This is a genomic window from Rhizobium cauense, from assembly GCF_019511525.1.
Classification (GTDB): domain Bacteria; phylum Pseudomonadota; class Alphaproteobacteria; order Rhizobiales; family Rhizobiaceae; genus Rhizobium; species Rhizobium cauense.
In genome coordinates, this window is sequence record NZ_JAEUAT010000009.1 from 1 (window position 1) to 20,400 (window position 20,400).

17 protein-coding genes and 2 pseudogenes are annotated in these 20,400 nt (G+C 57.7%); 13 read left to right on the plus strand and 6 right to left on the minus strand.

The features are described 5' to 3' along the window. A pseudogene (locus JNB88_RS17695) lies at nucleotides 1–126 on the plus strand (IS5/IS1182 family transposase); the annotation flags it as partial. 168 nt (nucleotides 127–294) lie between these two features. After that, nucleotides 295–828, plus strand: a complete 534-nt coding sequence (locus JNB88_RS17700) for a hypothetical protein (RefSeq protein WP_220356580.1) — start codon at nucleotides 295–297, stop codon at nucleotides 826–828. 629 nt (nucleotides 829–1,457) lie between these two features. On the opposite strand, the gene JNB88_RS17705 is transcribed toward JNB88_RS17700, so the two are convergent. The 5 genes and pseudogenes from JNB88_RS17705 to JNB88_RS17725 all read right to left on the minus strand — a co-directional run bounded on the left by JNB88_RS17705 (nucleotide 1,458) and on the right by JNB88_RS17725 (nucleotide 8,236). Then, a complete protein-coding gene (locus tag JNB88_RS17705) occupies nucleotides 1,458–2,246 on the minus strand; it encodes a hypothetical protein (RefSeq protein ID WP_220356793.1) in 789 nt (262 codons plus the stop codon). Between the two features lie 79 nt (nucleotides 2,247–2,325). Then, nucleotides 2,326–4,545 carry a tetratricopeptide repeat protein gene (locus JNB88_RS17710; protein WP_220356794.1) on the minus strand — a complete coding sequence of 740 codons (2,220 nt, stop codon included), beginning with the start codon at nucleotides 4,543–4,545 and terminating at the stop codon, nucleotides 2,326–2,328. Between the two features lie 101 nt (nucleotides 4,546–4,646). Then, nucleotides 4,647–5,461, minus strand: a pseudogene (locus JNB88_RS34625) (hypothetical protein). A 68-nt stretch (nucleotides 5,462–5,529) separates the two neighbouring features. Beyond that, complete coding sequence (locus tag JNB88_RS17720) at nucleotides 5,530–6,549, minus strand: HAD family hydrolase (protein WP_220356581.1); 1,020 nt, start codon at nucleotides 6,547–6,549, stop codon at nucleotides 5,530–5,532. Nucleotides 6,550–6,616: 67 nt separating this feature from the next. Continuing rightward, nucleotides 6,617–8,236: an arylsulfatase gene (locus JNB88_RS17725; RefSeq protein WP_420832198.1), complete on the minus strand. Its 1,620-nt coding sequence runs from the start codon at nucleotides 8,234–8,236 to the stop codon at nucleotides 6,617–6,619. Between the two features lie 418 nt (nucleotides 8,237–8,654). Here JNB88_RS17725 and JNB88_RS17730 point away from each other — a divergent pair, with 418 nt between their 5' ends. The 6 genes from JNB88_RS17730 to JNB88_RS17755 all read left to right on the plus strand — a co-directional run bounded on the left by JNB88_RS17730 (nucleotide 8,655) and on the right by JNB88_RS17755 (nucleotide 15,049). Further along, nucleotides 8,655–10,457, plus strand: a complete 1,803-nt coding sequence (locus JNB88_RS17730; RefSeq protein ID WP_223217250.1) for a sensor histidine kinase — start codon at nucleotides 8,655–8,657, stop codon at nucleotides 10,455–10,457. Further along, nucleotides 10,429–11,061, plus strand: a complete 633-nt coding sequence (locus tag JNB88_RS17735; RefSeq protein WP_220356584.1) for a response regulator transcription factor — start codon at nucleotides 10,429–10,431, stop codon at nucleotides 11,059–11,061. Before JNB88_RS17730 ends, JNB88_RS17735 begins: the two co-directional genes overlap by 29 nt. A 94-nt stretch (nucleotides 11,062–11,155) precedes the next feature. Continuing rightward, complete coding sequence (locus tag JNB88_RS17740; protein ID WP_220356585.1) at nucleotides 11,156–11,527, plus strand: response regulator transcription factor; 372 nt, start codon at nucleotides 11,156–11,158, stop codon at nucleotides 11,525–11,527. A 314-nt stretch (nucleotides 11,528–11,841) separates the two neighbouring features. After that, nucleotides 11,842–13,887, plus strand: coding sequence for a PAS domain-containing protein (locus JNB88_RS17745; protein WP_220356586.1), 2,046 nt, complete (start codon nucleotides 11,842–11,844; stop codon nucleotides 13,885–13,887). A 10-nt stretch (nucleotides 13,888–13,897) separates the two neighbouring features. Continuing rightward, entirely contained in the window at nucleotides 13,898–14,542 is a 645-nt protein-coding gene (locus JNB88_RS17750) for a response regulator (RefSeq protein WP_220356587.1), read from the plus strand. Nucleotides 14,543–14,593: 51 nt separating this feature from the next. Next, entirely contained in the window at nucleotides 14,594–15,049 is a 456-nt protein-coding gene (locus JNB88_RS17755) for a response regulator (RefSeq protein WP_338111006.1), read from the plus strand. A 338-nt stretch (nucleotides 15,050–15,387) separates the two neighbouring features. Here JNB88_RS17755 and JNB88_RS34630 read toward each other — a convergent pair whose 3' ends face one another. Next, complete coding sequence (locus tag JNB88_RS34630; RefSeq protein WP_420832200.1) at nucleotides 15,388–15,681, minus strand: hypothetical protein; 294 nt, start codon at nucleotides 15,679–15,681, stop codon at nucleotides 15,388–15,390. Between JNB88_RS34630 and JNB88_RS34635 the strand changes: the two genes are divergently transcribed. The 5 genes from JNB88_RS34635 (at nucleotide 15,616) to JNB88_RS17780 (ending at nucleotide 20,244) form a co-directional block, all read left to right on the plus strand. Next, the gene (locus JNB88_RS34635; protein ID WP_420832199.1) at nucleotides 15,616–15,891 is read left to right on the plus strand and encodes a hypothetical protein; all 276 of its coding nucleotides are present in this window, start codon (nucleotides 15,616–15,618) and stop codon (nucleotides 15,889–15,891) included. The genes JNB88_RS34630 and JNB88_RS34635 overlap by 66 nt on opposite strands. Nucleotides 15,892–15,929: 38 nt before the next feature. Further along, nucleotides 15,930–16,499, plus strand: coding sequence for an OmpA family protein (locus JNB88_RS17765; RefSeq protein WP_220356589.1), 570 nt, complete (start codon nucleotides 15,930–15,932; stop codon nucleotides 16,497–16,499). Between the two features lie 22 nt (nucleotides 16,500–16,521). Further along, entirely contained in the window at nucleotides 16,522–17,952 is a 1,431-nt protein-coding gene (locus JNB88_RS17770; RefSeq protein ID WP_220356795.1) for a DUF1254 domain-containing protein, read from the plus strand. Nucleotides 17,953–18,021: 69 nt separating this feature from the next. Then, nucleotides 18,022–18,663 (plus strand): hypothetical protein, encoded by a 642-nt coding sequence (locus JNB88_RS17775; RefSeq protein WP_220356590.1) that lies wholly within the window; start codon nucleotides 18,022–18,024, stop codon nucleotides 18,661–18,663. 333 nt (nucleotides 18,664–18,996) lie between these two features. Next, the gene (locus JNB88_RS17780; protein ID WP_220356796.1) at nucleotides 18,997–20,244 is read left to right on the plus strand and encodes an alpha/beta hydrolase; all 1,248 of its coding nucleotides are present in this window, start codon (nucleotides 18,997–18,999) and stop codon (nucleotides 20,242–20,244) included. Nucleotides 20,245–20,400 lie beyond the last annotated feature (156 nt).

Consider the following 20,400-nt stretch of genomic DNA (forward strand, 5'->3'; position numbering starts at 1 on the left):
AATCGTATCAAACACATGCGGGGCTTGGCCACGCGCTACGACCGCCGCCCTGACAATTACCTTGCTGCACTGAAACTCGTTGCGACAAGAATTTGGATCAATTCAGTTTGCGAGTCCACGTCCTAGTGCGCCGATAAGTTCCGCGATGAGGGTGGATCTTATCTCCACCAGTGGAAGAAGCGACCTCCTTCAATTTCGGGCCGAGAGGTCGGTCGAGGCGGAGGGTTGCTCATGGAACCTGCCAGATGTCTCCGGAAGGCTGGGGCAGGCGGGCAGTAGACCTGTATCATCGCCATGAAGCGCCAGCCTCACATCACCATCCACATCGGCGGCGATATCGATCTTTCCAAGCTCACGCGCTGTCAGGACGAGATCAATCTCGGACCGGAGATTTTCGAGGAGTTGAGGGAGGGTCGAGGCGGCTCATCAGCCTTGGAACAATGGGCCTTCGCGCTGGTTAAACTTCATTGGCAACGGAGGAGTAGCCATGAAGCAGCTGCGATCGCCTTGGTAGCCTTCAGCTACGCGCCGGGTTGGGCCGACTGTCAGGAAACGACGGGCTCCACGAGCAATCAGGCGCGCGCGGGCATAGCGAAAGACGGAACCCATGCTCCGCTGGAGGGCGGATCCGGACAGGTTAAAACGGAATCCACGACAGGCACGACTAAAACCAGCGCTGATGCGGCTCCAAAGAGCCCGCAAAAAGATGGCAGTGCCCTTCCCATGGAAGGAAGCGCCAATCTTGCCACTTCGGGCCAAGACGTTACCGCTCAGCAGAAGGGTGACAAGACCGCTGCGGCGACGGGTGCAGAAGACAAATGTGACTAATCGCGATCAACTAGGCTGCGGACATCATCAAAGCCGCCACGGAAGGCGACTTTTCTCTTGGAAGGAGTGATGCTCCGTTACTCCATCGCCAAGCTGGCTTCAAAGCCCAAGGGAACAAAGATTGAACTGCCGGCCGTCGCTCTGAGGCTGTCGGCAGGGAAACAGTACTCCTCGGCTCTGCGTACAATGCTAACCGAGATCGCCAAGGATGCACGGGAACCGCATTATCGCGCTCTACCAGCAGGCCATACGGCCTCACGAAAGACCAGTGGCTCTGGTGGTCGGGGCATGGGAAGTGCCAATGCGCCTGCTTCCCCACCAAGGCTATTAAGTCGAAGGCCGCGAGGCTATGCGGATGGTCGAGCACTATTAGGATAGGCTGCTGGCTGCCAACGGCTTAAGCCCCTGCGTCAAGTGAACGCTGCCCGCGCTTCGTCCTGGGACGCTTCTAGACCCGTCCCCGGCCTCCCAAGTCGAAAGATGAGGACCTTTCTACTAAAAATGGGCGCCAGAGCGCTCTGTGCAGCTTGACTCACCACCGGCAGGTTTGTCTTATTCCTGCTCCCGTCCTGGCGGCAACGCAAGTCGCATGCATGCGAGCGCATTGAGAGGCTTCGTTCAGATCACACTTAGAAGTGGAACGAAACTCCAATAATTGGCCCTTGCTGGACGACATCGAAGACGAAGCCATCGTTGCTGTAGTCAACGCCGAGTGCCCGATATCCGGCAACCGCGGAAATGGTTTCGTTGAACTTGTACCCGAGTCCAACGCCGACGTCCCAATCGATGTCAGCGCCACCACCGCCGACCAGACCCCAACCGGTAACGTAAGTTTCAGGTGTGAAAAAGTAGTTTCCGCGAAATCCGACAACAGCATCAACCCAGGTGGCGCTGTCATCCCGCGCGACGCCGGCCAAGATCCCACCGTTGAATGAAATGTTGGTTTCGACGGACCAGACCTTTACACCGCCGACGATGTCAAGATGCCCGTGCTGATCTTCGAGCACCGCGTAACCAGCGCCCACTAAGCCCGCAAAAGTCTCCGCCGTTACACCCACACTGTTGGCCAATAGCCCGCGCGGAGTATGAGCATCTGCACCGAGCTTTACGTAGACGACATCTCCCACGAGGCTGAAGCGGTCGTATCTTGCTTCAGCCGTCGCCATGAAAGCGAAATCGAGTTTATCGAGAATGTCGCCAAAATCAGCGTCAATATCGACTTCGGGGAGCCCAAACTGCCTGACGTTACCAGAGATACCTGCGGCCCAAAAATATGGCGCGATCGTAAACTCCCACCCGCTTCTGGTTTCAACGGTTTTCGCATCCGGGACCAGCGGCGTCAGATCTGCCGCGTTTCCGATGGTCGTGACGAAGGTACAAGCAAGTAATGCAGCCGCATGAAAATGAATGGCTCTCATGAGAATCCCCCGAATCTCCCTTGCTGTCCCAGCTTGGTCAATTGTGCAACAGGAAGTTTCTCCGAGCAAGATGGCACTCCTACTTTGGGTAGGCAGCCTTCCGCAGTTGTTCGAGCATGGCGAGAACCTCCCGATCGTCTGGCCTCTGTTGCGCCATTTGTTCTGCGAATTCTAAAGCCTCGGTCAGCCTTCGGAGTTTAAGGCTGTATCGCAGCCCAAGCTCTGTGGCGTCGAAATCAGGCGATACGCTTGTCCACTCGCCCAATCGCTTCAAGGCGTCCTCTGTTTTCCCGGCTGAATCGAGCGCAACGGCGAGGGTAATCTTGTAGCGCGACTGCGTCGGCTCGAGCCGAACCGCCTCTTCCAGCTCCGCAATGGCACCTTGCAGGTCTTTCTGGCGGACCAGGGAAAGGGCATGTCCATATCGAAGGTCAGCGCGTTCGGGAGAGACCATGATGGCCTGGGCGTAGGTCGCCACGGATTTATCGTTTTGGCCGGTAACGCGGTAAAACTCTGCGAGGTTCACGTGTGATCCGGATAGCGTCGGGTCAAGTGAAATTGCGCGTTGGAAGGCGGCTTCCGCGTCTCCAGGTCTTTGTTGGCCAACTAGGAAAAAGCCGTAGTTGCTTTGAACCTCGGCAAAGTCGGCATTCGCATCCACGTAGGATCGGAGGTCGCTGACTGCTTTCCTGAAGGCTTCCCGTCTATAGTCCAAGAGCGAGAAGGGGGTAGTCGCCAAGGCGTTTGCTGCGGCCACTCGGACCGCGCGCGTCTCATCGCCGAGCAACGCACCAATTGCCTGAAGCCGTTGATCTGCAGGAAGATTGGCCGCGGCCTCCGCGGCGCCAAGTCTTACTAGCGGGTTGGGATCTGCCGAGGCCTTGCGTACCGCGCCAGCCTCGTTCGTACCACTCATCTGGGTCAATCTGACGATGGCGCTACCACGGACGATTCCGGGCTGGTCCCTGTCGTCTAGGAGTGCGCGCAGCGCCTTCACCATGCTCTGAGGATCGTTGGCTGTACTAGCGAAGGCATGGGCCATGGACAGCCGCTCACGCCATAACGTTCCGTACCAGTCATCCATCGTCTTGCTAGCCCACGCGTTGCTCCTGCCAGCATGGCAGGTCGTACAAGCATTGGGGGTGCCGAGACGTTCAGAAAGATCCGGCCGCGGGATGACAAAGGAATGGTCCCGTCTTGGGTCAACCTTCATGTATACCCTTTCGGGCATATGGCAATTAGCGCATTGAGCGCCATTTGATCCGACTGCATGGTGGGTATGGGAAGGGTGATCGAAAAGGCCGCTTGGATCCTCCTTAGCGAATCGATCAGGCTTTATCTGCGTATGACATTGGGTGCAGATCGCATTGCCTTCGGCCTTCAAACCCGCGTCATGGGGCCGGTGACAATCGAGACACGTCACTCCCGCCGCTGCCATCTTGCTTTGCTGAAATGAACCATACTCGAAGACTTCGTCGAGGATTTGCCCGTCAGGAAAATACAAGTCGCTCCTGAGTAACGCCGGTGAGAAGAAATCGAGAAAGGGCTTTCCGGGCTCGTAGCCATCTCGGAGACGAGTTCGTCTGGAATGACAGGCAAGACATACGTCTGCATCGACTTTGGAAAGTCCAGGGCCGCCTGTTTTTCCAGATGCATTCCCCTGAGTACTTTCCGCCCATGCCACGTGGGTTGCGCCTGGCCCATGACAGGACTGACAACCGATGCTCGTAGCGACGAAAGTTGACTGGTACCCGTTGTGCTCGGGTTGAAAACCTGCCTTGGGATCCGTGGAGTGGCAGTCAATGCAGGTGCGGTTCCAACGATAAAACGGGCCAGTCCAGTGGAAGGTCGAGCCAGGTTTGGGTGGCGGGTGATTGCCGAGCCAAAACCATTCTTTTTTTGTGGTGTCCCATGCCACATCTAGAGCCTGCAGTCGCCCGCCCCCCGTTTCCACGAGATATTGCTGAAGCGGTTCGTAGGCAAAGGTGTATCGGACCTGAAACTCCGCCTCCGCTCCGTCCGACCCTTCCGTTCGCACGAAGAAGCGGCCGTCGCGGCGATGAAAGGTTGTGACGATGCCGTCGTGCTCATAACTGACGTCGTTGAAATCCCCGCGGACCGTCGTGGCGTCCGCAACCGCCATGGCGTTTGCGTGGTGAGATCCCTTGAAGGCTTCGGCTTGATCGCGATGGCAGGATCCGCAAGCCTTCTCGTCGACGTAGCCATCATGAATTTTTACGCGAGAATCATAGGCTGGAGCACTCTCGGCAAGGGTATTGAGTTCAGAGATCGTAAGCATCAAAACAACGGGTAGAACCAACCTCCACACCGCTGCGGGCCCAAAGATCGTTGTCACTTAAATCCTCCAAACAGGCCTTGCCGGAATAGTGATTCCAAACCTCAATAACAGGGTGGGAAGGGATAATACCCGCACTGCTGATTGTTGTAGTAGGAGTTATAGTAGTAGGGCCGTGCTGCTGCTGCGCCGATAGCAACTCCTGCAACGCCTGCTGCGACAGGCGCGCCGCGGTACCAGGCCCCGTGGTAGACCGGCGCTTGCCAATAGCTCCCTCCTACGCGGTTGATCGTGTCACCTATCCGCACGTTATTGTCCTGGAACCCACCGCGGAAGTCTCCACCGGCAAAATCTCTTCCGCCAAAGCTGCCGCCATGGAAACCGCCGCCGCCAAAGCCACCGCCGCCAAATCCTCATCCTCCACCGTCAAAATGGTCGATGAACAGCGCGGCTGGGCCAGTTGCGCCGCTGAGATTGCCTTCCAGTACGGTGATATCAAATGTAAGCGTCGTGCCATCAGGTTTTGAGTTTTCAGCGTGACGACAGCGTCGCTCACATCTGCCCCATCGCCTCCCAGCACGGAGACTGTGGCGTTCGGAGGATCGATGGCAAAATCGCCTCTTCCATCGTCCCATTGCATTATGAATTGGTCGGTCATCACATGCCCGGCAGCTCGAACAGGACGGTCGGCGAACTCGATTGAATTGGAGGCCACGCCACTGAGAAAGAGCTTCCCCTTTTCAATTTTCGCACCAGCCGCGTTGATAATAGCCAGCGAAGGAACCGGACCCGTTGGGGTGACGACACCGATGGCCTTTTCGAGCTGCACATGGGTCTTTCTTGGAGTGTCCTGCGCACTGGCCGCACTAAGGGCAAGGCCTCCGACGATGATCCCCGTGGCAATGCGATTGATGTGCATGACAATGCCCTCCTATGCAGGAAAGATAGAAGTGCCATCCCTGCTCGGCGCGCCGCGGCATGGAGCGCTCACTGCTTAAAGACCTGCTTCCAGTCCGCCTTCATGTCGATGACGGTCCAGCCGGTGATCGCCGCAGCGTCGAGCGCCTTGTCCAACCGCCCGAAGTCGGTGTTTCGGTCATAGGCGTATTCGCGTTCCGCATCGGTGTGATGAACGAGCATTCCGAGGCGCGCAGGCGCCCCTGCCATAGTCGTCCACTGCAGCATTTCGAGATCCCCATCAGAGTTGCCGAAGGCGGCAATTGGCCTTCGCCCGATTGCCTCGTTGATCCCAACCGGTTTGCCCGCCTTGTCGTCAATGAAATTGACCTTTGGCAGCCGGTATAAGGTCGGCGTATCATCCTCCATCCGAAACTCGGTTTTGATCGAAGACCCGACCACTTGCTCTGGCGGCACGCCGTAAACTTGTTCCGCCCAAGGGCGCATGAATTCCACGCCGCCGCCAGAGACGATGAAGGTCTTGAAGCCGTTGGCACGCAGATACGTCAGGAGTTCGACCATGGGCTGATAGACAAGTTCTGTGTATGGTCGCTTGAACCTTGGATCTCGTGCTGTTGACAGCCAATCCGTGACGACCTTCTGGAAATCCGCGGTCGTCATGCCCGCGTGGGTCACCATGATAAGTTCCAGCAAGCCCTTTTCGCCAGATGCGGCGAGAGCCTTCAGGTCGCCATCAAGCACGGCCTTGAATGGCTGTTTTTCCTGCCAATCCGGGTGCTGCGGGGCGAGCGTCTTGACGCGATCGAGCGCGAAGGCAAGCTGGGTGTACATCGGATGCTCGACCCATAGTGTTCCATCATTGTCGAACACCGCAATCCGATCCGGACTCGGCACGAAATCTGGGGAACCCTGTCTTGTCACCCTGTCGACGAAGGAAATGATGGCAGCTTTTGGTGCAGTGTCGCTCCAGGACGGCAGTGGATCAGTCTGCGCCATAGACGTTGTGGTTTCGGCCAGCACCGTGATGAGGGCGATAGCAAGAATGCTGTTTCGCGAAGATGTCAGAAATTTTCGACGAGTGGCCTGCATTTCGACACTCCTCTTAAAGGGCGGATGCGCTTCGGGATGTGGCGGCCGATCAGGCCGCCACATCGGTTCAGTTTCCGCTCGGTAGCGTGATGTTAACGCCTTCCTTCGCAAGCTCATCCCGGACCCACTGGAACCGTTGGTAGTTCGAGATGGTGATTGGCCCGGTATAGCCCATGCTCTGCAGCTTGCGCGGAGGATACTGGACATATGTCGCCATGATCTTCTTCAATTCCTCACCCATCACGACGCCCATCCACGTCCGCTCAGTAAAGTTGTTCATGAAGATGTCATAGCGTTCCTGGGGGTCCTGCCAGAGGTCAAAGACCTGCGGTACAGTTGCAACGTACTTGTCCGGTCCCTTCCAGCCGAGGTTGGAGTCAACCGCCAACCCCCCGGTTGTAGCGCCATCGTCACCGCGAATGTTGAACGCAAACTTGTAGTTGTTTACCCGTATCGCGCCAGGCGAGAGTTCGTTTTCGGTGAAGTAGAACCATGATTTGCGGTCCGACTTGCCGGTGCCAAGAAGGATCGGCGTCATGTCGAAGCTGTCGAAAATGATCGGCTTGTCCTCGCGATCTTTATCCGGCAGGGGAATGCCACCGACCGAAGCAAAGGTTGCCATCAAGTCTAGTCCGCCGACGATGTCGTGGTTTTTGGTGCGCGGTTTAATCTTGCCCGGCCACACGGCGATTGCGGGAACCCTGTTGCCGCCCTCACGGAGCGTACCTTTCGTGCCTCGCAAAGGTGTGTATCCGGCATCAGGATAGACGTCCTGCCAAGCGCCATTATCCGTTGTGTAGAAAACCAGAGTGTTTCGGTCCATACCGGTCTCGCGGAGCTTGTCCATGATCCGGCCGATACGCGTATCGAGTTCCACAACCGAGTCCGCATATTTGCTCTTAGACAGCGATTTGTGCTCGAACTCGGGTGCCGGCATGTTTGGCTGGTGAACCTTCATAAAGTTTACGTTGATGTAGAAAGGTTCGTCCGGCTTCTTTGCAGCTTCGTCGAGGAATTCCAATGCCGCCTTTTCGACGTAACTGTCGAAGTACGGAATGCCAACCACGCCTTCCTTGCCGTCGATAACGGGTGTGTCGACATACTGACCGTTGATCTTGAAGTCTTCCGTCACCGGGCCACCGGCCTTGCCGGAAAGCGCTCCCTTGGTGACCCGCTGGAACATCTCGCGTAATTTCGGGTCCATGTCCGGGAACCAGGTAGGGTCACCGTAAGTGTAAGCGTTGAGGTGGTAGAGGCCGGTGTAACGCATTTCGTCGTAGCCTTGGGCATTCGGCAAGGCATAATCGGCCTCGCCCAAATGCCACTTGCCGGTGAAATAGGTATGGTAGCCACCCCGCTTAAGGACGGATCCGAGCGTCCATTCTGCAGCGGGCAAGCCACCGCCCTGGCCCTGGAACGCAACTGTCGTCATGCCGCTGCGGTTCGGGATCCGGCCCGTCTGCATTGCAGCACGTCCAGGGGTACAGCTGGGCTGGGCATAGAACGAAAAGAAGGTCATCCCTTCCTCGGCCAACCTGTCGATGTTTGGAGTGGGCATGCCACGGCCCTCGCCACCGCCATAGGCGCCGAGGTCACCAAGCCCCGTGTCATCCGAAACGATGAACAGGATGTTTGGCTTACGTTGACTTTCCTGGGCTTGTATCGGCGATGACACGCCCAAGAGCATCGTCGTCGTTGCCAAGGCTGCGATGCAGCCAAAAACGGTTCTGCTTCTCATTTCAAATCCTTTCAAAGGATGCCTGGTTCGATGATGCCGGTCCTCATGGACGCAATTCAGCCATGGTGCTTTCCAAAAGATTTCATGATGCGGGGAGTGGGGTGCCTCCAGCCGACCGGAACAAATTCTATCCCATGATGGAATCGCCCGATATTGCCCTTAAGGGAATCGAAGCCTCGGGCAATCAACAGTAGTATTCCGGCAGGTGACACTACAGTGAAGAGCTGTTAAGCTTGGCAAGCCTTTGGGAGGCGGACGAATGTGTTGGGGCGGAGCATTCATTCGATCTCGGTATGCTGGCTTGCGGCTCGCAGTAGCCTTGTGTATCCTCTCCGGCGGTGGGGAGGCTGCCTCCCAAGCCTTGCCAATGGCTGGCCGGGTTCCGCGTGTTCTCATTCTTTATCCCTATGACGAAAGAATTGTCGCAACGACGGTTGCGGGAGAGGCCCTGCGCGCGCGTCTGATTCAGGCGACGAACAGCAAGATCGACCTGTTTTCCGAGTTCCTCGATCTGTCGCGATTTCCAGAGCCCGAGCATGTCGCCCGGATGGGGGCTTATCTGGCAGAGAAGTACGCCGATCATCGTCCAGACGTCGTGGTAGCACTTGGAAAGGAATCCGCAAGCTTCATCGGCAAAAACCGCAACTCGATCGCACCAGGCGCGAAAATCGTCGTCGCTGGGTTTGGCAGCTCCGCCGCAGACAAAATTGGACTGTCCAAGGACGTTCTCGGCGCCTTTTCGATCTTCGACATTCTCAAAACCGCGCAGATGGCCCGCAGTCTCCAGCCAAGCGCTCGCCACCTCTTCATAGTCGGAGGATCTTCGGATTTCGATCGTGAGTGGCTGGCATCCGCACGTAACGCCCTGAGCGAATTCTCAGCGTTTTATGAAACCACTTATCTGGAGGACTTGACGATCGATGAATTCGTCGACCGGGCAGCTCGCGTACCGGCAGACAGCATCATATTGGCATTGACGGTTTTCAAGGATCGAGACGGGCGCAACTTCATACCTAGGGAGGCCCTGAGGCAGATTGCCATGACTGCCAACGCCCCCGTCTATGGACCTTACGAAACCTACCTCGATCACGGTGTCGTCGGCGGCAGTACCGTTACGTTCGATGCTCTCGGCCAAACTGTAGGCAATCTTGTTCTAGATGCCATTGCTGGGAAGCCTGCTCAAAATGTAGATGCGCCTCAGACTTACTTTGCAGACTTTCGGCAGCTCCAACGCTGGGGTCTTTCGCCAAGCGATCTGCCACCCGGCACCATTACGGTGCATCGGGAAAAGAGCCTCTGGGAGGAACATTGGCCGATAGTAAGTGCTACCTTTGGTGTCGTAGTCATGCAAGCAAGCGCGATTGCGGTTCTTTTGCTTGAGCGGCGTCGTCGCCAAGCAGCAGAAAGCCGAGCTCGGATCCATTTGATGGAAGCGGTTCACTTGAACCAGTCTGCGACAGCGGGCGCCTTGTCTTCATCGATAGCCCACGAGCTCAACCAACCCCTCTCAGCCATTCGAAATAACGCCGAGGCTGCTTCTGAATTGCTTCGATCCGGAAACCCCGACTTGCAGCTGATCCAGCAGATCCTTGCGGACATTCAGGAAGACGATCGGAGGGCGGGCGATATCATCAGCAGGATGAGAGGGCTGCTAAAGAAAAGACGCGAGATCGACTGGCAGGAGTTCGATCTCAACGACATCACCTCAAGTGCCATCCACATCATTCGCTCTGAGGCTGAGCGGCGAGGGATATCTTTGAGAGCGACTGAGCCGGAGGGCAGGCTGCCAGTTCGCGCCGACAGGGTCCACGTCCAGCAGGTGGTCCTTAACTTGGCAACGAATGCGATGGACGCCATGTCGGGGACTGGCCCGACCGGAAAGACGCTGACGTTTGCAACAGGCGTTGCAAATGACAGAGCGGCTCTCTGCGTTGCCGATACGGGAACAGGCATTCCCGAAGACGCACTGCCAACAATCTTTGAGCCCTTCTACACCACAAAACAGGAAGGAACGGGACTCGGTCTTTCCATAGCCCGGGCGATTGTCGAGACTTACGGCGGAGCGATCTCTGCTTACAACAGGCCTGAGGGTGGAGCGATCTTTCGCATGGATCTGCCTCTGGTCGGGAGGAAAGAGGCTAATGAAACCAACGGTCTACATCGTCGATGACGACCAATCCTATCGTACGGCTACTGAAAGACTGCTTTGCGCCTACGGTCATACAGTCACCGGATTTTCGTCAGGTGCCGAGTTGCTTGCGTGCCTGGCAGACGGAGCGACGGGCTGTGTCCTCCTTGATCTGCAAATGCCGCAGCATTCCGGCTTACAAATCCAGAAGGAACTTCGAACCCATGCGCCTCTTCTACCGATCGTCTTCCTCACTGGGCAGGGTGACATCAAGGCAAGTGTCGAGGCGATGAAGTGCGGCGCTGAAGATTTCCTTGAAAAGCCAGCTTCCCCAGCTGTCCTGATCAGGGCGATCGAACAAGCACTTGCTCGATCTGCAAGCAGACGGGCGCAGCATGAGCGCGTACTTGCGCAGCAAGCGCGGGTAAAAAGCCTCAGCCTTCGCGAAAACAGCGTCTTTGAATTGCTCATTCGTGGAAAGCTCAATAAACAGATCGCGTTTTCACTTGGTATTTCGGAGCGGACGGTGAAGGTTCACCGCCACCAGGTGATGGAAAAACTTGGGGCTCGTTCTCTGGCAGACGTGGTCATGATTGCGGCCAATGCCGGGTTCGTCGACCATCCGGACGGACGGTCAGAGCCATGATTGGTTCCCCTTCCCCTTAGGGCAATATTCCGCAGCAGCCAACACGCCTAAAGTAATGCCTGGTCTCGCGCGCTTTCACGGGTGGAGGGCAGGGGTGGAAAACAAGCGTCGTATAGTGGCCGTCATCGATGATGACGAAAGCGTACGCCGAAGTGTCTCGCGTCTCCTAAATGCTTATGGATTTGCGGCCGTCGAATACGCATCGGCAGAGGCCTTTTTCGACAGAGACCCCGACGTTGCGATTGAATGCCTCGTATCGGATATCGACCTAGAAGGCATGTCCGGTATCGAACTCCAGCGAAAGTTAAACAACAGTGGTTTAAAGCTGCCAACAATATTCATCACGGCCCTCGAAGACGAGCGGCTGAGGGAAGTCGCCGAACGGAAAGGATGCATCGCGTATTTGCAGAAGCCGTTTGCAGGAGCTGCGCTCATTGCCGCAATCAAAAAGTCATTCGAATCGTGAATTCTTCGAATTTTCGCATCAAATGTTGGGGCGAACGCGGCCTTACGCCGGCCGAGAGGGTCAGCGTAGGTCGGGCCGCCATTTTGACGTGCATTAGCGGGTTGCGCTCGCACGCGCTGATGTTAGTTTATACGGCGGTGGGGTGGACTGGCGACTATCGGAGGCGTTTTCGCCGTGAGGGGGGCACACATCGTGTCGGCGCAAGCATCATAATAGATAAAGGGAAGATCTGGAGGACGTCTCGCCGCCATTTCTGGTTGGTACTGCTGTTGTGCCTTAACAGCGGTGTTGGGGGAGCTGTAGAGCCGCAACGGGTGCTGTTGCTGCATTCGTTCGGCGCGCGATTTTCCCCGTTCAACGCCTTCTCGAGCGCCTTTCGCGTTGATCTTATTAGTCGTTCCCCAAAGCCGATTGATATCTACGAGGCATCGCTTGAAACCGCACGCTTTTCTGCCGACCAGCAGAACGACCCGTTCGTGGATTACCTCACCGCTCTGGTCAGGGCACGACCGCCGAAGCTTGTCGTGACTATCGGGGGCGCTGCCACACGATTTGCCCAGGCTCACCGCAGCGAACTGTTCCCCTCGACCCCCACCCTTTTCACGGCTCTGGACGAGCGCGTGTTGAAGGCCAGCTCTCTCACAGCCAATGACGCTGCAGTCACCGTCAGTCTCGACCTGCCGGCAATGGTCGAAAACATACTGCAGGTGCGACCCGAGACAAAAAAGGTCTTTGTCGTGATAGGCAGCTCTCCGCTTGAACGGTTCTGGGCGCAGGAAGCCGAGGCGGCTTTCAAGCCCTTCCAGGACCGGCTTGCCTTCGAATTCTCAAGCGCGATGTCGTTCGACCAGATCGTTTCCCGCGTTGCGGCGTTGCCGCCCAGCACGGCGGTCCTGTCAGGTCTGATGGTCGTCGACGCGGCGGGGGTACCTTACGAAGAGGATCGGGTAATCGCGCGATTGCATGAGGCCGCCAGCGTTCCGTTGTTCGGCCTGTTTGACAGTCAACTCGGCAAGGGGATCGTTGGTGGTCCCCTATTGGCAATTGACGATCTCGCCAGCGACGCCGCCGATGTCTCGTTGCGAATGCTCGCCGGCGAGGCGCCAACGGATATTCACATACCTCCCCGCCGCCCGAGCGCGCCGACCTTCGATGACCGGGAGCTCGCCCGGTGGGGAATACCCGAAAGTCGCCTGCCGGCACACAGTGTTGCGCTGTTCAGGGAGCCGACATTCTATGAAACCTATCGATGGCAAATCCTCGGTGTCTTGGCTCTTCTACTGATCGAAACGACCTTCGTCGTTGCGCTGCTCGAACACCGCAGGCGGTTGAGACGGACGAAGCAAGAGTTGAGTGTCAGCGAGGAGCGTCTGAGCACGGCTGCGATTGCCGCCGACGTCGCCCTATGGGTCTGGGATATACAGAAGAACGACATCTGGGTGTCGGAGAGTGGGCGACAACTGTTCGGCCTCGGCGTAGACGGGACGACGTTAGAGCGCTTGGTCAAAGTGGTCCATCCCGATGATCGTAGGCCGTTCTGGCGCGCCGTTGGCGAGGCGCTTACCCAGAGGGGCGAGTTCGAGCCGCGGTTTCGTCTGACTGTGCCGGGGCGCGGCCTTCGGTGGGTCTCCTCACGCGGACGAGTGGAATTCGATTCCGCGGGCAAGCCCAGCCGCATGCGCGGCGTAGCTGTCGACATCACCGGCCGGCAGGCAGCGGAGGAGGAGGCAAGGGAGCTTAGTGGCCGGCTCATTCATGCTCACGAAGACGAGCGGGCGCGGCTTGCGCGTGAGCTGCATGACGATGTGACGCAGAGGCTGGCGGTCCTGGCCATCAATGCAGGCCGCGCTGAGCGAAGCGCGGACAGCCCCGCCGACAGTGCCGCGATGTACGAGATACGTGAGGAGCTGGTGCGGCTGAGCGAGGATGTGCACTCGCTGTCTTATCGACTTCACCCATCGATCCTCGAAGACCTTGGACTGGAAGAAGCACTGCGAGCCGAGTGTGATCGTTTTGCCGCCTTGGAGCGGACGATCATACATCTGGATACCGAGAATTCCACCACGAAAATATCGCCGGAAGTCGCCTTATGCCTGTTTCGCATCGCCCAGGAGGCGCTCCGCAACGTAGGCCGTCATGCGGACGCCAGCCGAGTGCGGGTATCTCTGGTCCGGAAGGGTGACAAGTTGAACCTCACCATCGAGGACAATGGCAAAGGCTACAATTCTCTTGCTGTAACGGGGAAGGTGAGCCTCGGTCTCGCCAGTATGCGACAACGCGCCAGATTGGTCGGCGGGACAATCAAGATCGAAAGCGCCACGGGAACCGGGACCACCGTGTTCGCGTCGGTTCCACTGTAGGAGAAGGCCGATGGAACGGCTACGGTTGCTGCTGGCAGATGACCACGTAATGATCGCGGAAGGCCTGAAGCGTATTCTTGCCGACGATTTCGAGCTGATCGGCGTGGTGGAAGACGGCCGAGCGCTTGTCGACACCGCAAGGAGGCTCAAACCCGACGTCGTGGTCACCGACATTTCAATGCCCAACCTCAACGGCATCGAGGCGATCTACCACTTGAAGCGTGACAATCCGGCGGTCAAGATCGTCATTCTGACGATGCACCAGACGGCGGCTTACGCGCGTCGCGCGATCGAAGCCGGCGCCTCGGCTTTTGTGGTGAAGCACGCGGCACCAGCCGAACTGGTGATGGCCATCCACGCCGCATCCAAGGGGAAGACCTTTATAGCACCCTCGATGACCGCGGAGGTACTTACGGATATTGAGCGCGACCCCAGACATGATGCGGAGCCCCGCCATGCGGTTCTCACCCAGCGCCAGCGCGAAATACTGCAATTGCTGACCGAGGGACGATCCGCCAAGGAGATTGCGGCGGTGCTCTCGATATCCCCGAGGACCGTGGAATTCCATAAATACCAGATGATGGACACACACCGCCTACGCAACAGCGCCGAGCTCCTCCACTTCGCGATCAAGAACGGCATCGTCACGGTCTGAACGCTTGAGGCCCCCGTAAATTTTCGGGCTGAGAACCCGTATTTTTGCGAGGTGACATTTCAGTTCCCTCAACCGATTTTTTTATGCTGTCCGCCAAGGGAGGGTACGATTAGCCAGTCACCTCGCTGCGCTCTGCTAGCCGACCGCCACCTGGCCTTGAGCGACGGCATTCGCGGTCTATTGGAAACAACGTTTGGCGTGGTCGTGATGGTCGCGGACGAGCCGTCGCTATTCGAGACCATCGACCGTATGCGCGTGGAGCTTGCTGTTGTAGACATATCGATTTCACATGGCAGTGGCTCGAATATCATCAGCCGCCTGCGCGAGCAGTTTTGCGATCTCAAGCTGATCGCCATCAGCGTTCACGACGAGCCGAGTGTCCGCCGCGCAGTCTTGCGGGCGGGAGCGGATGCGTTCGTCCTCAAGCGAGCGATTGCGACGGACCTCATCCCCGCGCTGGATGCGGCGCTCGCAGGTACCGCTGGGATGGGCGATACAGAGTTTTGATCGGACGAGGACTGTGTCGGGCATCCAAAAGTGCGCTGCTCAAACCTTGAAACCCTGCGCGAATGCGAAGTTCGCCGCTGCGGGGCCCAACTCCGGGTGACCGCTGAACGGCGAGTTCCATGGCAGGAGCATCGAGCACCCAGACAAGAATTATCGATAGAAACTTTTCGGGTATGAAGGCCTCAGTCTCTGACGGCAGGGCTTTCGAGAAGGCTTTGACCGAGAGGCGAGCGCTCACCTCGTAAATTTTCCACCCAGGAACTCGTAATATTACGAGGTGATTTTTCGCCCCGTTTTAAGCAACCTAGCGTTGGGATCAGCGCCAAGGGGGCGTCTGGCTAGCATCTATGATGATCGTGCGGCGCTACCGTATTCGCCTTCTCGTTGAGGTAATTGAGCAAGCCGCAGAATACCGTGAAATCGCTGAGGGAAAGCGCATGCAGAAACAATCTCGCATTTTCAGTTGCGCGCTCTTGGCGACGTTGGTTGTCGCCAGCGTCGTCCGCGCGGAGACGATCAGCTTTGCAGATGCCGTATCGACGCTCGCCCAAGCCTGTAGCACCGATATCAAGAAGCACTGCAAAGGCGTGAACCTCGCCAACAACAGCATTCAACAATGCCTGCAGAAGCACCAGGCCGAGGTCTCCCCGACCTGCACCACGACGCTGGGTGAGGTGACGAATTCGATCCAACAACGTCGGAGGCACAGGCCAGCGTTACCAAGATATGCGGCGAGGATGCGGCCCGGGTCTGCCACGACGTGGCACCCGGCGAGGCGAACCTCGTCAATTGCCTGGCCAGGGCGACAGAGGTCGTCGGCAAGAAGTGTAGCCAAGTCATAACGGATGCCGGTTGGCGATAACCTTGGGTGGGATGGGCAATGCGGATTTCAGAATTTCGGTTCATGCTCACACTGGTTGGGATGGTCGCGGCGAGTGCTGCGAACGCTGAAACGTTCACCAACCGGCAGCTGATCGCGACCCTTGGTCAAGTCGCCGAGAGAGCGCCATCGATCGACGTGGCGCTCCTTGTCGAGGAAGTCGCTGCAAATGTCGGCAAGGGAAGCGATGCGCTGCCGACGTGGTCCCGGCTCGCGGCGATGCCGCAGATCAACGTTGATATCGAGTTTGAAGTCAACTCGGTGGCGATCGCACCGGAGTCGTATCGAAATGTCGGCGTGATCGCTGATGCGCTCCATGATCCGAGATTGCTCGGCCACAAGATTCTGATCGTCGGTCACACCGATTCGACCGGCGATGCGAACGACAATCTCAAACTCAGCGCGGCCCGCGCCGATGCGATCCGGGACGCTTTGAGTACGACATTCGCCGTCGCACCCGACCGGCTGTTCGCGGTTGGGGTCGGTGAGGAAATGCCATTGAACGTCGCCGATCCGAAGGCCGCCGCAAATCGGAGGGTCCAGCTGATCAACGTCGGATTGCTCAAGTAGCACTGTCTGGAAGGAGCTCATGATGAATATCACCCGTCGAACCCTGACTTTGGCTGGCCTCAGCCTTCTCGCTGGAACCGCAATCTCTCCTGCCTATGCCGAATTCGGCGAAGGAGGATTGCAGCTCGGTGCGGACCTTGAGGATTTCTGGATTGCCACCGATGCTTACATCTATGGCTATCCGTTGGTGACCATGGAGATGACACGCCGCATCATGACCAACGTGGCGGAACTCAAAGGCACCCGCGGCCCAATGGCACATATCATCAAGCTGCGGCAGTATCCGGATTCGTCCTTCAAGGATGTCACCGCGCCGAACGCAGATACGCTCTACACGACCGCCTGGCTTGATGTCGGCAAGGAGCCCTACGTGCTCAGCGTGCCCGACATGAAAGACCGGTATTTCCTGCTGCCGATGCTCGATGGCTGGACAAACGTCTTTCAGGTGCCGGGCAAGCGGACGACGGGGACGGGCACGCAGACATATGCAATCACGGCCCCGGGCTGGAGTGGCAAGCTTCCCGACGGCGTCACGAAATATGAGTCCCCGACCAACATCGTCTGGCTGCTCGGCCGAATTTACTGCACAGGAACCCCCGAGGACTACGCCGAGGTCCACAAGCTGCAGGACGAGTTCAAGCTGGTCCCGCTCAGCGCCTATGGCAAAGACTACACGCCGCCTGCCGGCAGGGTCGATCCATCGATCGACATGAAAACGGCGGTGCGCGACCAGGTGAACCGTCTGACAGCGGTCGAGTATTTCACGCTGCTAGCGGAGCTCATGAAGACCAACCCACCATCAGACGCAGATGCGCCCGCACTGGAACGGTTTGAGCGCATAGGATTGGTCGCGGGGAAGGATTTTGACGCCAGCAAGCTAAAGGCTGACTTCCAGAACCGGATCCCGACGGTCGGGTTCGATCGGATCATGCTGCAGTTCAAGATCAACAGCCAGGTCAAGAATATCAACGGCTGGGCATTTACGACCAAGACCGGGCTCTACGGCACCGACTATCTCATGCGGGCTCTCATCACGGCCATTGGTCTCGGTGCCAATCGTCCGCAGGACGCGGTCTATCCGACGTCTCAAAAGGACGCCCACGATCGGGCCTATGACGGCGGGAAGAATTACGTCATCCACTTTGACAAGGGCAAAGCGCCACCGGTCTCCGGCTTCTGGTCGATCACCATGTATGACGAGAACTACTTCTTCGTCGCAAACCCCATCAATCGCTACTCCATCAGCCCCCGACAGGACCTGAAGTACAACGCCGATGGGTCGTTGGACCTTTTACTCCAGCACGAGTCTCCGGGTGAAGACAAGGAGTCGAACTGGCTACCTGCACCGGCCGGTAAGTTCCTCCTGATGCTCAGAATGTATTGGCCGAACGAGAACGACCCTTCGATCATCGATGCGACCTGGACGATCCCACCCGTTGAGGTGCGCAGCTAGTGCGTCCGGCCCGTCGTCCAACCGTGACGACGGGCCGTATCGTTCTCACCATCCGAAGGAAAAACACCCATGACCTTCAAAAGAACTGCATTGACGATTGCGGCCTTGGCGGGCTTTGCCCTATACGCCGGCGCCGGGCTTACACGGGACGCGATTTCGGCTCCTGCTGCGAAGTCCATCGGCGCGCCAAGTAATCAGAAAACCGAACTGGTTCCCTCGCTGATCGTGATGAATTCCGGCGGTGCGACATTGAAGGGCGATACTCTCACCCTGACGAGCATTTCCGGCAACTCGATCCTGTTCGCCGATCGGCCGGTTCGCTCCGCCGGCCATGCATTGACCAAACACCTGCTGGAAGAGTGGGCACAGGGCGGCAGCTTTGAAAAGGATCCACCGAACGCTACCATCTCGGTGCTCGACAGGGATGCGTCAGGCGTCGAAGACGCTGTCGTCGTGCTGAAGGAACCGAAGCTCGAAGGCACGAACCTGTCATTCAAGGTGGATGTGCTGGAGGGCGCTCTTTCCAACGCCGATGGCCCGGCATCGATCTTTATCGACATCATTGGCATGCCGCGAACCCCGATGTCCTTCGCAGGTGTGGCACGCCGCACTGCATTTCGGGGAGCATGGTATGCCGGAGCAGCAGCGGGAGCGGCTGCTGCGTACGGCCGGCCCGCCTGTGGCTTCTATCCCTATCCTCCCTGCTACTAGGGGCCCGAGACTTCAATGCGCCTGAAATTCTGCACGATGTCTTTGAGTGCGACGCTGTTGATCAACAGCGTCGCTTTTGCCGCCGATATGGCGCGCACGGTCACTGTCGACTGGGACGTTGCTGCACCCTAGGAGAGGCTTTCAGCTCTGGTCGGATATAATCGGTTTGATTTCGAGAACGACGGTTCGAATACAACGTCGTCCAACAGGCCTATCCTGGGATTGGTCGTTCATTTTTGGTACTTAGCCACATGTGGGGGATTGGGTTTGGCTAATTTTCTCCAGGGCTCCGGCAGCGTCGCTCGATACTCGCGCGGCTTTTTTTGCGCAGCGATGATCCTGCCATTGCTCTGCGCCTGCACCAGCCGCCCCACCGGTGTGCTCCAGCCCGTAGCAGCCAATGCTTCTGCAAGTCAGGTCGAGATGCTTGTTGCCACGACCCGTGCGAAATCAAATAGTCCAGGCGAGATGTTCAGCGGCGAGCGTGCTCGTGCGGCGAACTATGCTGATATTACTGTATCCATTCCGCCGGCCAAGGTTCGAAAAGTAGGCGACGTTGCCTGGCCGCGACGGTTGCCGCCAAATCCGGCGACGGACTTTGCGACGCTAAAGGCCGAGAAAGTCGACCGCCACGCGGCAGAGCAATGGCTGAGCAGCCACGTCCGCAAAACCTCGGACGGTAGCGTTCTGGTCTTCATACACGGGTTCAATAATCAGTTTGACGATGCGGTCTTTCGTTTCGCGCAGATCGTGCATGATTCTGGCGCTCACAGCGTGCCGGTGCTCGCGACTTGGCCATCACGCGGCAAGCTGCTGGACTACGGCTATGACCGCGAAAGCACCAACTACACGAGAAACGCTGTAGAGAATCTGTTTCAATATCTCGCCCGCGATACCGAGGTGAAGGAAGTGTCGATCCTGGCCCACTCGATGGGCAATTGGCTGGCGTTGGAATCCTTGCGGCAAATGGCCATTCGCAACGGAGGCCTTCCAGCCAAGTTCAAGAACGTCATGTTGGCGTCGCCGGATGTCGATGTCGACGTTTTCGGCTCCCAGATCGTCGACATGGGCAAGCAGCGGCCGCACTTCACGCTTTTCGTTTCCCGCGACGACCGCGCGCTCGCTCTCTCCCGCCGCGTCTGGGGCAACGTCCCCCGATTGGGAGCAATCAATCCTGATCAGTCACCTTATCAGGAGGAATTGGAAGCGAACAAGGTCACCGTTATCGATCTGACCAAGCTCAAGGAGGGCGACAGCCTTCACCACACAAAGTTCGCCGAGTCGCCCGAGATCGTGCAACTGATCGGCAAACGCCTGTCAGACGGACAAACCTTGACCGATAATAGGCTGGGGCTTGGCGACGATATCGTGGTGGCTACGACCGGCGCTGCACAGACCGTTGGAACCGCTGCTGGTTTGATCGTCTCTGCCCCAATTGCCATCGTCGATCAGAACACCAGGCAGAACTACAGGCACTATGCCGAAACGCTTGTCGCGTCTGGCAGTGAATCCAAGCCGCCCATGGCGAAAAGCAGGTGTGAAACCGGGAGCCAGGCAGAAGCCAAAAACTGTAATCGGTAGGCTGTAGCAACAGGCTTGCGCTTGGATGACAACCTCATCCCTTCTGTCCTTGGTAAGTGGCTTGGCGATAGTCTGTGACGACGCCGTTCATTCAGGCCAGGTGAACAACACGACTGAGCGGACGAGGATAATCTCGTGATCAACCGTTCAAGGTCC

What these genes read in the sequence shown, in the direction of transcription:
- JNB88_RS17700 (WP_220356580.1), top strand. Translation starts at nt 295, where the DNA reads ATGAAGCGCCAGCCTCACATCACCATCCACATCGGCGGCGATATCGAT.
- JNB88_RS17705 (WP_220356793.1), bottom strand. Translation starts at nt 2,246, where the DNA reads ATGAGAGCCATTCATTTTCATGCGGCTGCATTACTTGCTTGTACCTTC.
- JNB88_RS17710 (WP_220356794.1), bottom strand. Translation starts at nt 4,545, where the DNA reads ATGCTTACGATCTCTGAACTCAATACCCTTGCCGAGAGTGCTCCAGCC.
- JNB88_RS17720 (WP_220356581.1), bottom strand. Translation starts at nt 6,549, where the DNA reads ATGCAGGCCACTCGTCGAAAATTTCTGACATCTTCGCGAAACAGCATT.
- JNB88_RS17725 (WP_420832198.1), bottom strand. Translation starts at nt 8,236, where the DNA reads ATGCTCTTGGGCGTGTCATCGCCGATACAAGCCCAGGAAAGTCAACGT.
- JNB88_RS17730 (WP_223217250.1), top strand. Translation starts at nt 8,655, where the DNA reads ATGGCTGGCCGGGTTCCGCGTGTTCTCATTCTTTATCCCTATGACGAA.
- JNB88_RS17735 (WP_220356584.1), top strand. Translation starts at nt 10,429, where the DNA reads ATGAAACCAACGGTCTACATCGTCGATGACGACCAATCCTATCGTACG.
- JNB88_RS17750 (WP_220356587.1), top strand. Translation starts at nt 13,898, where the DNA reads ATGGAACGGCTACGGTTGCTGCTGGCAGATGACCACGTAATGATCGCG.
- JNB88_RS17765 (WP_220356589.1), top strand. Translation starts at nt 15,930, where the DNA reads ATGCGGATTTCAGAATTTCGGTTCATGCTCACACTGGTTGGGATGGTC.
- JNB88_RS17770 (WP_220356795.1), top strand. Translation starts at nt 16,522, where the DNA reads ATGAATATCACCCGTCGAACCCTGACTTTGGCTGGCCTCAGCCTTCTC.
- JNB88_RS17775 (WP_220356590.1), top strand. Translation starts at nt 18,022, where the DNA reads ATGACCTTCAAAAGAACTGCATTGACGATTGCGGCCTTGGCGGGCTTT.
- JNB88_RS17780 (WP_220356796.1), top strand. Translation starts at nt 18,997, where the DNA reads ATGATCCTGCCATTGCTCTGCGCCTGCACCAGCCGCCCCACCGGTGTG.